Annotated in this window: 11 protein-coding genes; 3 read left to right on the top strand and 8 right to left on the bottom strand. The window is 34.6% G+C overall.

All coding sequences use genetic code 11. The features are described from left to right. Positions 1 to 73: 73 nt before the first annotated feature. The 7 genes from ACQKN4_RS03540 to ACQKN4_RS03510 all read right to left on the bottom strand — a co-directional run bounded on the left by ACQKN4_RS03540 (position 74) and on the right by ACQKN4_RS03510 (position 7,619). A complete protein-coding gene (locus tag ACQKN4_RS03540; protein ID WP_427482327.1) occupies positions 74 to 2,047 on the bottom strand; it encodes an ABC transporter permease in 1,974 nt (657 codons plus the stop codon). Beyond that, positions 2,037 to 2,756, bottom strand: a complete 720-nt coding sequence (locus ACQKN4_RS03535; RefSeq protein ID WP_079561302.1) for an ABC transporter ATP-binding protein — start codon at positions 2,754 to 2,756, stop codon at positions 2,037 to 2,039. Before ACQKN4_RS03535 ends, ACQKN4_RS03540 begins: the two co-directional genes overlap by 11 nt. 251 nt (positions 2,757 to 3,007) lie before the next feature. Continuing rightward, on the bottom strand, positions 3,008 to 3,190 hold the full coding sequence (locus ACQKN4_RS03530; protein ID WP_368483748.1) for a lipoprotein BA_5634 family protein: 183 nt from the start codon (positions 3,188 to 3,190) through the stop codon (positions 3,008 to 3,010). A 573-nt stretch (positions 3,191 to 3,763) separates the two neighbouring features. Continuing rightward, complete coding sequence (locus ACQKN4_RS03525) at positions 3,764 to 4,507, bottom strand: methyl-accepting chemotaxis protein (protein WP_427482325.1); 744 nt, start codon at positions 4,505 to 4,507, stop codon at positions 3,764 to 3,766. Between the two features lie 7 nt (positions 4,508 to 4,514). Continuing rightward, a complete protein-coding gene (locus ACQKN4_RS03520; RefSeq protein WP_427482323.1) occupies positions 4,515 to 5,063 on the bottom strand; it encodes a HAMP domain-containing protein in 549 nt (182 codons plus the stop codon). A gap of 388 nt (positions 5,064 to 5,451) precedes the next feature. After that, positions 5,452 to 6,315: a hypothetical protein gene (locus ACQKN4_RS03515; RefSeq protein WP_427482321.1), complete on the bottom strand. Its 864-nt coding sequence runs from the start codon at positions 6,313 to 6,315 to the stop codon at positions 5,452 to 5,454. Between the two features lie 272 nt (positions 6,316 to 6,587). Next, complete coding sequence (locus tag ACQKN4_RS03510; RefSeq protein WP_427482319.1) at positions 6,588 to 7,619, bottom strand: protease inhibitor I9 family protein; 1,032 nt, start codon at positions 7,617 to 7,619, stop codon at positions 6,588 to 6,590. Positions 7,620 to 8,326: 707 nt separating this feature from the next. Here ACQKN4_RS03510 and ACQKN4_RS03505 point away from each other — a divergent pair. The 3 genes from ACQKN4_RS03505 (at position 8,327) to ACQKN4_RS03495 (ending at position 10,301) form a co-directional block, all read left to right on the top strand. After that, a complete protein-coding gene (locus ACQKN4_RS03505; protein WP_427482503.1) occupies positions 8,327 to 9,037 on the top strand; it encodes a cupin domain-containing protein in 711 nt (236 codons plus the stop codon). A 144-nt stretch (positions 9,038 to 9,181) separates the two neighbouring features. Further along, positions 9,182 to 9,469: a hypothetical protein gene (locus ACQKN4_RS03500; RefSeq protein ID WP_427482317.1), complete on the top strand. Its 288-nt coding sequence runs from the start codon at positions 9,182 to 9,184 to the stop codon at positions 9,467 to 9,469. A 346-nt stretch (positions 9,470 to 9,815) separates the two neighbouring features. Then, entirely contained in the window at positions 9,816 to 10,301 is a 486-nt protein-coding gene (locus ACQKN4_RS03495; protein ID WP_427482315.1) for a DUF3231 family protein, read from the top strand. Between the two features lie 239 nt (positions 10,302 to 10,540). On the opposite strand, the gene ACQKN4_RS03490 is transcribed toward ACQKN4_RS03495, so the two are convergent. Beyond that, positions 10,541 to 13,147, bottom strand: a complete 2,607-nt coding sequence (locus tag ACQKN4_RS03490; RefSeq protein WP_427482313.1) for a cation-translocating P-type ATPase — start codon at positions 13,145 to 13,147, stop codon at positions 10,541 to 10,543. Positions 13,148 to 13,272 lie beyond the last annotated feature (125 nt).

Below are 13,272 nucleotides of genomic sequence, written 5' to 3'. Positions count from 1 at the left end.
CTTCCTTTCACTCCATATTAACATTTACCACCGAATCAGAATAACCTGGCTATAAGTAGCCAGGTCATAGGTATTACTCTTCTCTTATCGTATCTATAATATTATCCTGTTGGACTCTTCTCAGCGGTAGCAGAACAGATAAATAACTGATTAACAAAGCTGCAGCAAACGTAATGATACAAGCATTATAGGGAATCGACCATTCAACATGAAAGTGACCCGATGCAGCCGTGTATATAACATATGAAAGTATACAACCGTAAAAAATACCTTGCAAGCTTCCAGAAAAACCGTAAATCAATGCTTCATAAATAATCATTTTTTTCAAATCTCTTTGGGACATGCCTATGGATTTTAATGCAGCCAGCTCTTTCCGTCTAATCATGATACTTATAGTAATTGTATTAAGTATATTTAAACTGCCAATTAAAGAGACGACCACAATAAAAGCATATACAAGAACTTTGATGGTGAGAGCTTCTTCATTTTTGGCTTTATTCTCTTCAAAGTTATTGACCACTGCAATATCGTGTTTTTTTCCAATAGTCTTCTGGATGTCTTCAACAGTCGCGATCGATTGATTTGTATCCTTCAATTCAATCTTAATACTTAAGTCTTGTTCGGAAACCTCGGATACATTTTTAATCAACTTTAATTGTTCTAAAACTTCCAGATTTTCAGAAGAAACATTATTTTCTGCTTGTAAATAGATTGTAAGATCCGATTCGGACGGATCGTTCACAAGTTTGGATGATAATGCGATGTTCATTAAAGATGAAAAAGTAATAAACAATACACTACTTATAATGATTGATAAAATAGTAACGATATAACGATTTTTATTTCTTTTTACATTTTTAATGGCCATACTTAATGGGAACGAAAAAGGCTTTCTTAGCACTTTATTATTTTGTTTTTTGATTCTCTCTTTTTTTATTGACAATCTACTGCTAATTGCCAACAATGGTGATATTCTTCCTGCGAAAAAGGCGGGGTAGTAACTGGACACTAATACAGCTATCAGAGTAAGAATCGAACTAGTAAATACTATCTTCCAATCAATATTGAAAAAGGAATATGAACCTTTGTCTAATAAAATCCAGAAAAAAGCTTGGAGAATAGCAAGCGCTAATAAGCTGCATACAATCCCAATTGGTATGGCTATGAAAGCAAGCACCGCAGCTTCTTTCATGACAATTTGTCGAATTTGTTTTCGTGTAGCACCGATGCTTCTCAACAAGCCGAACTGCTTCATTCGCTCTACGATACTGATTTGGAAAGCGTTATAAATAACAACAATTGTCGTAATTACAACAATGCTAACTACAACTATTAGAATAGCCAATATCGATTGATCCGATTCCGGTTTCAAAGCTCGAATCAAATCAGTATTAATAGCAATGTTATTGTCTTCAGTAATTGAGTTTAATTCGTCTAAAACCTCATTAAAATCTGCCTTCTCGTTAATTTCTATTAATATCCTTCCCTCTCCAATAGCAAACTCGCTTTTATACGTTAATATTCTCCCCTGTTTATTTTTTTGTGCAAACTCGCTATTATTTAGTAAACCGACCAGTTTATATGATTGTCCATCCAGTTCGAATGAATCACCTAATCGGAGATCTTTTTTTATAGAAGGAATTAACCAGGAATCGATAGCTGCTTCATGAGCATTGGTTGGTAATTTTCCATCCAGAAGACTGTAGGTTAGAAAGTTTAAGGCGTGATGATCCGCGAAATTCATTTGCGCAGAAACCTCTCCAAGTGGAAAGATGTGCCCTTCAGACATTAAACCAAACGATTCAACTTGGGGATTAAATCTGATTTTATTTAATATTTCTTCATCGTAATCTGAAATACCAACATGAAAAGAAACACCGTTTAATTTCTTCATGTTCTCAATTCGAGAGAGTTGAGATCCTTTCATATACAGGCCAATAGTTGAAATTAACGCTACAGAGAGAACGATTCCAACCAAGGTCAAAATTGTTCGTTTCATATTCCCTTTTAAATACTTAGTACCTAGTTGCTTATAACTATTGATCAAAATCATTCCCTCCGGTCAGTGACTCTTTCGCAGTCAGTCGTTGGTCAGAAATGATTTCACCATCTTGTATAGTGATAATCCGATCCGAAGCTGATGCTATCGTTAGATCATGAGTAATCATTACAATGGTTTGATTGTATTTCTTTGCAGTGAATCTAAATAAATCCATCACTTCTTTCGTATTTCGAGTATCTAGATTACCTGTAGGCTCATCAGCAAGTATCAAATGCGGACGATTAATAAGCGCCCTGCCGATTGAAACCCGTTGCTGTTGCCCTCCAGATAGTTCGGAAGGTAAGTGATCCTTACGTTCTTGAAGCCCCAGGATATTAATGATTTCATTTAAATACTCCATATCTATAGATTCACTATCCAATAACGTAGGTAAAGCAATATTTTCTTGGACATTTAATACCGGTAGCAAATTAAAGAATTGAAAAATGAACCCAACTTTTCTTCTTCTGAATACTGACAGCTCATTATCTGAATATTTATAAATATCATTATCCCCAATGAATACCTTCCCAGAACTAGGGTGGTCCAAACCACCTAAAATATGAAGTAGAGTACTTTTACCAGAACCAGAAGCACCGACGATTGAGACAAACTCGCCTTGCTGAATAGAAAGATTAATTCCTTTTAATGCATCTACCCTGTTATTGCCTTCCCCATAACTTTTCACTATATTCTCCATACGTACAACTTCCATATGACCCATCCTTTCATCATTAAAACTCAATCTTTTATGTAAGTTTTGTCATTTAGAATAACAAAATCCATAGCCATATATCCGACCCATATTTGATTCTTAATATAACTTACAAGTATCATTTGTCCATTCAAATCTATCTGGCTATCTATCAAATCATAATCACTTATAGAATAGAACAAATTTAGTGAACCAGGTAAATCTTTAATTTCATTAACAGGGTCTGAAATGGTAGACACACTGTCTGGTTCTTATCTTGCTCTAATAATTCCTTTCTTAACTACTTGTTCAGCAGTAGTTTTGTTAATAACCATATACTCACGTTCTGATTCACCTTTTTTTGTTACTATGAACTTCGCTTTGTAATCATCAGTTTGTTTGGTTTTATTTTTATATCCCTGCTTAACTTTATTTACATCTTCTTCTGTACTGATAACTAAAATTCCATTGGCCGGTTGTGGTGGTCCTTGAATATAACGTTTTACTCCGAATCCTATACCTATAAAAATAGCGATAACTAAAATAAACTTATAATTTTTTTCATTTTCTTTCTCCTTTTTACTAGATGTCTAAATTATAGACTAGATATTCTTTATATTTGAATAACTGTTATCTAACTATTTATTCTCTATTCTTACTCAATTGTAAGAATAGATACTTTTCCATATGTTAGGAAATGGCAATTTACTTCTAAAATAATAGTATGATACATTGCGTTGTTTGGAGAAGCATCGCTCGACTCCTGCGGGAAAGCGAGACAGACGAGACCCCGCACGAAGCGAAGCGTAGGAGGAGGCTCATCGCCCGTCCGCGGAAAGCGAGCGGAATGCTTCGGAAAACAACAGTAGAATCACAGTGCCAAATGAAAAAAGCGAGGTATTCAACGATTAAATCGTTGAATACCTCGCAATGTGAGAGGATATGGACTTTTTCAGTGCCCTTGAATCTAGCATTCAGTTTTTTTAAATATCATTTGATATGTATTTTGAAGCAATACTATACTACCTTTAGTTATGTTTAATTTTAAACCTACTGATTTCGTCAATTATTTCACTTGACATTTTATCTAATACGCTTGCATAACTAGCTATTTCTTCATTAGAAGCTGTTTGTTGCTCAATCGATAATGCAATAATTTGTAAGCTTGAAGATGTATCCTCTGCAACTTCAGCAATTTCAACAATTGCTTCATTGGTTTTATTTGCTTGTTTATTTACATTTAGCACAATACTTTTGACTTCATCTGTAGCAACGCTAATTTGATAAATATACTCTACAATGTCTTTAAATGCTTCACCTGATTGTTCTACTACTTCTCTACCTTCATCAACAAATTGCGAACCATTATTAATCGATTTAACAGCACTAGATGTTTTGCTTAGAATGTCATCAATTAATATTTTGATATCATACGTAGCCTTCCCTGCTTCTTCTGCTAATTTTCTAACCCTATCAGCTACCACTGCAAAACCTTTTCCTGCTTCACCAGCTTGAGCTGCTTCAATAGAAGCATTTATTGCTAGTAAGTTTGTTTGATAAGTAATACGTGTTATAAGCTCTAAAATCGTTCTAATTTCTTGTGATTTTTCCCCTAAAGCATTGACAACATCCGTTGATTCTTTTACAGAAGCGTTAATTGTGTTCATTTTATCAATTGATATTTCAATTAATGACAACCCTAAATCAGCTTTTAAATTAGTCTCACCCGCTACATCTGAAACTGCTTGTACTGCATGTGATACATTTCTCATTTCTTCATTAATAGCTTGAAACGATTCTGATATTATTCACCTGAACATCTGATCCAGATACGATTCCCTTATTGAAATTGGCTATTTTCTCAACTGAGGAACTATTTTGATCAGCAATTGATGTAAACTCCTCTGTATAAGACGATACTTTCAAAGAAGCTTTCTTCGCCTTTTGAATCACTGTTTCTATGTTATCAATCATATTATTAAAATAATAGGATAACTGTCCAATTTCATCTTTAGATTTATCCTCAAGGCGTATCGTTAGGTCACCTTTAGCAGCAAATGTCATCGCATTTAATACCTTGTCAATTCGCTTAATAACTATAAATCGTGTACATAAAGAAATAATGAATGTTCCAATAAATAAGGATACAAAAGTATTGATGGTAACTTCAAGACTACCATTGATTTTATCTACTTTATCAATTTGATCATTAATAAAATTTGAGATATGAGAACTGATATATAAACTGATAGCTACAGCTAAAATCATTTTAAAAATTAGACTTTTTCTAAATTTAATCGTACCTTTTTTAGTTTCATCTGTATTCATTTATTTACTCCAATCTTATGTATGCTTACGTCGTACTGCCCCTTACATACATATTCGTTACTGTATAATAAACTACTTCATATTTACATATGTTGGATTATCTTGTGTTGTAGCATACTTTCTGATGTTGCAAAATCCCAACTTGGTTCTGCAATACCCACTCCTGTAATGGCACTAGGAATTTAAATCATTTTCCCTGCAACTTCACCTATTAGCAAAAATGGTGTACTGAAACTATTTATAAGTTGTTCTATTTCATAGGCAATACCAAATAAGCTTTTTACATAAAATGCGCCTGTGTCGATTCAACCACAGGCGCTTTATCGTAGCATCATTACCTAACTAATTTAGTTAGATTAAGTGGGTTATAGCATTCTATTAAGATTCGTTAATGGTAAAAAGCTATGGCAATTTCAAGAGCTTTAAGTGGCTCTTTGATTGAATCAAGCGTATAGACCAGTTTTTCGTCCTGCCAAACAATTGAATTCCCTGATTCATAAACATCTAAGCGCGCAAAACCATTTTGTTTTGGAATTGGGAGCATATGTGTTTCTAGAAATTGGACTGCCTGTTTTGCAAGTTTTACACCTGCTTCTGAATTGACTGTTCGTGTATGTGTCGCAATTGCCCATCTACCCTCATTCCAACCAGTCCATAAAGAACCAGCTCCTGCATCCTGATAACCTTTAATTTTATAGCCAAGATCAACCTCTTGACCACCATTTTGACTGAAGTTCATAAAAGCAATTTGCTCATTTGCTTCTTTAGCATTCTGATATTGCTTTACTACCAGCCTTGCAATAGCAGTAGCTGACTGTGAATTTTTAAGCTTCGGATCATTGATTGGCAAATACTTTTTACTTTCAAAAAATAGTATTTCAACTTGGTTAGCTTCAGCCTTCGTTGTTGCAGTTAAAAATGTACCTTCTGTTATCGGTAGCCCTTTTGGTAAAGTTATAGATAAATTAGTTTTAAGCTGGTTCTTAATATTTTTTAGTACACCCGCCTGTGTAAGAGATGCTTCTGTGTTTCCCTTATTTGTTTTGGACGGTTCCTGATTTTCGTTTGATTGATGCTCTTCTTGTGACTTGTTTGGCACGTTAGATTCTTGTTCCTCTTGCGGCTTGCTCGGCACGTTAGATTCTTGCGCCTCTTGTGGCTTGCTCGGCACATTGGGTTTTTCTTCTTTATCAGAGCATGCACTTATTATACTGAAACTTAAAAGCATGGAGATAAAAAGTACTTTTTTCATGGCATTGGCCCCCTAATTTTTTTCTTCCTGTCCTTAATCAACTGAAACTTTTTGTTATTTAATCTCATTAATTCATTTCATCAAATCATTAAACTTTTGACCGAGTATAACGTATTCCTTATTCTTTGCCTTTAGAAAACCAAACTTATTTAAGCCTTAAACGAAGAACAGCTTTGTCATCAACTAAACCACAAAATACTGACGTTGTTACTACCACTAATGGAATTAGAGTTCTTTAATGTGAAAGGTTACTTGTTTCTTTTCAGGTTAATCTATTCTTTCACTTCTTTTAGGGTTACTTTAATACGAGGATAATAGATACTCGTAACACCTTCAAACGCAGAATCTGTGCCAATAAATAACCACAGTTCTCCTTTTTTATCAGTTTCAACAATAAACGGGCGTTGTTTATTATTAAAAGGCTTTAACTCATACTTCTTATCTATTGTCGTCTTTGCCAAGTCACCAATCATAAATGCATCTTTACCTTCTTCTTTTTGATTCCCTTTATCAATATTCATCAAATAAAATCCCGTGTTATCTAAAACTGGGATTGGTTCCGTATTGGTTGCACCAATTTTCACATATACACTTTCACCAGGCGATCCACCTACGCCTATTTTATCTCCAGCATTAGTGGCAATATCGAAATCAAACGTCACACTATATTTTGTATTTGGTTTTAATCGATCATTTGTATCCAATTTCTTCTTAACAAACATAAATAAATCGTCACTTCCATTATATCCACTTAAGTAAAGACCTTTTTGTTTATTGTTTATCTCTTTAGGTAGTGACTTAAGAGAAAATCGGAGCTTATAACGAAGTTTATCTTTATATGGATAGTCAGAAAATCCACCGATCCATCCATTTTTATCCTTGCTAAAAGTTGATTCAACAATGATATCATCGTAATTCGTTACTACCTGGTCTAAATCAATAAGTGTGACAAACGCATTTTTGTTTAACAATAAAATTTGCTCTTTGGTTAAATCTCCAGCAAAACCACTAATAACGCTATCATAAGTATATCTTATTGAAAATTCGCCAATTTCCTTTTCAAGTTTCGCATAGTCTTCTTTGTCGAGCATTTTATTAAAACTAACAATTACTGAGAATACATCCGATGTCGAAGCTCCCTCAATCTTTCGAGTTAGTTCTTCTGATATTTTATAAGGGAGAATATTTACATCGTGTACATTACTGTGTGCTGCTAATGCCGGTTTAGTCAAATTTAATCCTGAAACTGATCCGCAAAATACTAACGTTGTTGCTACTACTAATGAGATTTTTTTACTACTCATTTATTTACCTCCTAAAATTCGATTCAGTTAATAGACGAGAATAAGATTGGATTTTTTTAAAAAAATCCAATCCAAGAGTATTAAAATATACCTTACAGTTATAGAACTCATTTACCTAACTAAATTAGTTAGGTAAATGCTATTATAAACATTTATTCTCGAAAATTCACCAATTTTCTTTTCAACTTTTGCATAGTCAGTAGTCACATAATCTTCTTTATAAGCGTTTTATCAAAATAACAATTATTGAGAATTTGTTTGATGTCGAATCTTCTCCTATCTTATAAGGGTGAATACTTACTCTTGAACCTTACTGTTTCTAATAGCGGCTCAGTCAAATTTAATTCTGAAACTGGTCCGCAAAATAATACATTGTTACAACTACTAAGGATTTTTTTCAATTCATTATTTACCTCCTAAAATTATAATTTAATTATTAGACGAGAATTCATTACAATGAGTTTCATTATTTTTCAAAAGAACCAATTAAAGGATGTAAAATGCTAACATAAAATTATAAAGTTCTTTAAAATGAGGCTGCGCCTAATAGGGTTCTTTCATCAACCGGAGCCCACTTTCGAAGGCTTTGGCCAACATGTTTTTTGTAAGAAAGCAGATAATGGGCGTTCGCGTAAGCCTAAAATAGCTTTGTACATATTCTGTGCTTAAGACATGTATTGAAACTTAACTAGAGAAAGGATGTAAGTATTAGCTCAAATATTGACTATACTTCACCGTCAACACAGTTCACCTCTGATGTCAATGACAACACTCTTTTTAAAAGAGATGATCGGAATTTTATAAACATTCTAGGTGTAGAACAATTAAATACGTTAGAAAATACATCTTTGCTTGATATTTTTCTAAGTAAGAATAAGATGATAGAGCCACACTATCATCAAAATGCAGCAGAACTTGTTTATTGTATTTCCGGTGCTGCGATTGTTTCTATATTTAATCCCTTTACAAAAGAGATTAAAAACTATCCGATCGAGCCTGGCCAAGTCGCCAATGTACCGCAAGGATGGTGGCATTATGAAATAGCTACTGAGAATGACACGCATTTACTGGCTATTTTTGATTCTCCAACTCCTGACGTTATTTTAGGTTCAGATATATTGAAATTTACACCTTCCAATGTCATGGCTCACGCGTATTGTTTAGATGAAACTCAGTGGAAGAAAACAATTGCGCCTGTTGTACCATCAACATATATCGGTCCACCTAAAGATTGTAACCGTGTAAAATCAACTGCTGAAAATCAAAAAGATCAAAAGCAACAAAATGATCCTCATCATGAACATAAAAATAAATATATGCCTTTGAACCCATATCCGCCATATCGCTATCCAAATATGAATCCTTATATGAATCCTTATATGAATCCTTATATGAATCCTTATGGCTCATATTATTAATCAAAAAACGAAAAATCATAATTGTTCATACGAGTGTATGACTCGACATCATAAGCTCTACACCTTTCATTGCATAAAAATAAATAAAAAGGAAAATCTATATTTTAAGTCATAGCTTCGTTATTACTAAAAGAGGTGTAGAAGATGGAATTATTTCCAGTGATCCATACAAATTTTTGGGATGCTGTAATAGCCGTTCCAGCAGTGTTACTTATTACACAGCTAATTAAGGTATTTATGCGCGTTAAGCCTAAATATGTTCCTGCAGTCGCCCTTGTTATTGGCTTGATTATTTCTATCTTCATTAGCCATAGACATAATCTTATTGCTGGAATATTTATGGGCTTTTTTTATGGTTATGCAGCTATCGGAAACTTTGCTGCATTAAAAACAACTATTAATAGCTATAAAAGAAAGAAATTAAAGGAATAAAACCTTAGCTCATAACGTGGAGCTGATTTCCGTTCCGACTGGGGGCGTCGAATAAACTGATCCCTAGACAAACGTTTTTACAAAATGACATCCAACTCTTTAGTTTTATCGGAACACTTTCAGAAATTATCGATCAACTTTCACATTTTATCACCCAACTTTTAATTTTTATCGACATCCACCTTCCAAAGAGCAAAAAAAGGATTCATACACAAAACTGTGTGTGAATCCTTTTACGTTGTCATCGCGATTACCCATTTTATTGTAAAAAATGATTAGAATTTTATTTATTAACACATCCTAATCTCAAATAAATGAACGAGAACATGAGTTAGGATGTGTAATTATGGAATTGGCAAATGGAAATCTAACATCTTTACGCTATAAGGAAATTTTTAAGATTTGGACGCAGATTGGCGTAAATAATGGTTATATAGCTTCAAATCATGCATTTTTCAAGCACGCTGTTGATAAAAAACTGAAGGCTATTATTGTGAATTTTGTGCAATGTTTAAAAGAGGAAAATAAACAACTAACAGCGTTATTAAAGGAAAATGGGATACTTGCCCCTACTACATCGATCGACTATGGAAAATTGAAAATGAAAAATATACGAGGGAAAAAAGCTATTAATGATACAGAGATCAGCACCATTTTATCGATGAATATAGCTTCTTCGGTTATTTCAGTCAGTCAGGCTTTAGAAATGTCTGTGAAGAAGAAGCATACTGCAAAATACGGTGAGCTTCATATGAGGTATGCGATACTTGGCGCAAATCTAATACGGCTCAGTAACGACAAAGGCTGGCTACTAGCTCCTACAACAATTTAATGTTTCTCTTTAATGAGGAAGGTTCCTGTTCTATGTTACTCGCTTTCCCTTGGAAAGCGTCAGCAGCAAAGCGACCAGTCGGAACGGAAATCAACTCCTCATTTTGTCCAAGACTATACCTTATTTAAGTAAGATATCTTCATTTCATTACACAAGCGCCTCATTCACAAAAATTTCTGGTTTTTAACACTAAAAAGCTCTCGTTTCAACAAAACGAGAGCTTCAATATTTATTACTCATTATCGACTTCTCACAAACAACAGCTTGTACCACTGATTCACGATGAACGGTAACACAGACAAGCTATAAATAAAGCCTAATTGTGCGGTGCTTAATGTGGCAACTTCAAACACACCTGTAAGCATTGGAATAAACAATACTGCGTGTAAACTTAAAAAACCGATTAAGAATGCAAGCCAAGTATATTTATTCGAAAATAGTCCAATGGCGAAGATAGATTCTTTAGCTCTAGAATTGAAGCCATGCACTAATCGTGACAAGCATAATGTTGTAAATGCCATCGTGCTCGCCGTTAAAGTATCTCCAGTTGACAATCCGATTTCAAAGGCAACCGTTGTCGAAATGGCAATTAATATTCCTTCGAGCACCACTTGAGTAGTAAATGCTTTATTTAATAATGGTGCATGAATATTTCGAGGCTTGTCCTTCATTGTTTTTTTATTATTCGGCTCTAAACCGATTGCAATCGCCGGTAAACTATCCGTTAGTAAGTTAATAAATAATAGATGCACAGGTGCAAAAGGAACTGGCAAACCTAATATTGTTGCATATAAAACAACAAAAATGGCACCCGCATTCCCAGATAATAAGAACAAAATAGCGTTTTTGATATTCGTATAAATACTTCTACCGTTTGCAATAGCCTTTACAATCGTTGAAAAATTATCATCCGTTAGTATCATAGAGGAGGCATCCTTCGCGACCTCTGTGCCGGTAACTCCCATTGCCACACCAATGTCGGATTGTTTTAGCGCAGGACCATCATTAACACCATCTCCTGTCATGGCGACGACATGCCCTTTTTCTTGCCACGCTTTCACGATACGAATTTTTTGAGCCGGTGTTACTCGGGCATAAACAGAAAAATCGTTAACCTTTTCTTGAAGCTGCTGATCTGTTAAGCCTTCTATTTCATGCCCTTCAATCGCTTCAGAAGGATCATTTAAAATCCCAATTTGATTGGCAATAGCCGTTGCCGTAATTTTATGATCACCTGTAATCATCACCGGCTTGATACCAGCTTTTATACATTTTTCAACCGCACCTTCAGATTCTTTTCTTGGAGGATCCATCATCGCGACTAAACCAACAAAGATTAAATCTTTTTCAGCTCTTACATCGATTGCTCGATGTCCATTTACCTCTTTGTAGGCAACTGCTAGTACCCTTAACCCCTTTATAGAAAATTCACGATTTACCGCTTCGATTTTTTCGCGTTGTTGTTTTGTAATATTAAATATACCTTTTGAAGTTTCAACCTTTACAATTTTAGGAAGAAGGACATCTAATGCTCCTTTTGTAATCATAATAGATTGCTGATTGATAGTGTTCACAGTACTCATGAGCTTTCTATCTGAATCAAAAGGAATTTCGGCCACTCTTGGATAATAATCTCTTACTAATAATTCGTCAAAATCATATTGCTTCCCTAATTTTACGAGTGCCAGCTCAGTAGGGTCACCGATTTCCTTACCGTCCCTTTCCACAGCATCACTACATAATATTGCCTTTAACATAAGATCTTTCTCAACTGTATTTTCAGTGTATAGCTGATCATGTGGAATCACTTTTTCATCCACATAAACCTCTTGAACAACCATTTTATTTTCTGTTAATGTTCCTGTTTTATCTGAACAAATGACAGATACACTTCCAAGACTTTCAACAGCATAGAGCTTTCGAATAATGGCATTTTCCTTTGCCATTTTCTGTGTCCCAAAAGCTAGCACAATAGTAACGATCGAGCTTAACGCTTCTGGAATTGCTGCGACGGCAAGTGAAACAGCAAACATAAACGATTCTACAAGCGCACGTCCTCTAACAAGGTCAATTACGAAAATAGCTAGACAGATTAACGTAATCCCTAAAGCTAATTTTTCTCCGAAATGATCTAAACTTACTTGTAGCGGTGTTTTCTTCTCTTTCGCAGTATCTAGTAAATTTGCAATTTTGCCGATTTCAGTCTGCATTCCGATAGCTGTAACCATGACAATACCACGACCAGTTGTCACATAGCTTCCAGAGTATACCATGTTCTTTTTATCAGCAACTGTTACATTGCTTTCCTTAATAGCATCAATACTTTTCCCCACAGCGATTGATTCACCGGTCAGCGAGCTTTCATTGATATGCAAATTATGACTTTCTAATAGTCTCCCATCTGCATTGATATAATCGCCAGCCTCCAAATAAAGAAGATCTCCAACGACTAGATCTTCTGAAGCAATCTCTATTAGCTGATTATTTCGCATTACTTTGGCAATTGGGGAGGTTAAGGCTTTTAAATTATCCAAAGACTGTTCTGCCTTGACATGCTGAACAGTACCTAGGATAGCGTTTAATATAACGACAACCATAATGACAACGGTGCTTCCTACTTCTCCTAATAGAAATGAAACGAAAGCAGCAATGATTAAAATAATGACTAATAAATCTTTAAATTGTCCAAAGAAAACGGCGAATGCACTTGTTTTTTTTCCTTCCGCTAATACATTATAGCCGTATACCTCCTGCCTCTTTTGAACGTCATAATCACTCAATCCTTGATCTGTCACGTTCAAAGTTTTCATCACTTCAGCTGATGATTGTTGATGATATTCTGACATTCGATTCCCCCTCCATTTGAAATTATTAGACAATCATGCCAATTAAGTAACTCACAGCATCCCTGAGAAAATGCTGTTATTAGTTAACAAGTTAGATTCCCATTAGTAGACCCCTTTGAATTATC

Origin of the sequence: Lysinibacillus sp. NPDC093692, from assembly GCF_050280125.1 — a bacterium.
Taxonomy (GTDB): domain Bacteria; phylum Bacillota; class Bacilli; order Bacillales_A; family Planococcaceae; genus Lysinibacillus.
This window is presented reverse-complemented; position numbering and strand designations above follow the sequence as displayed.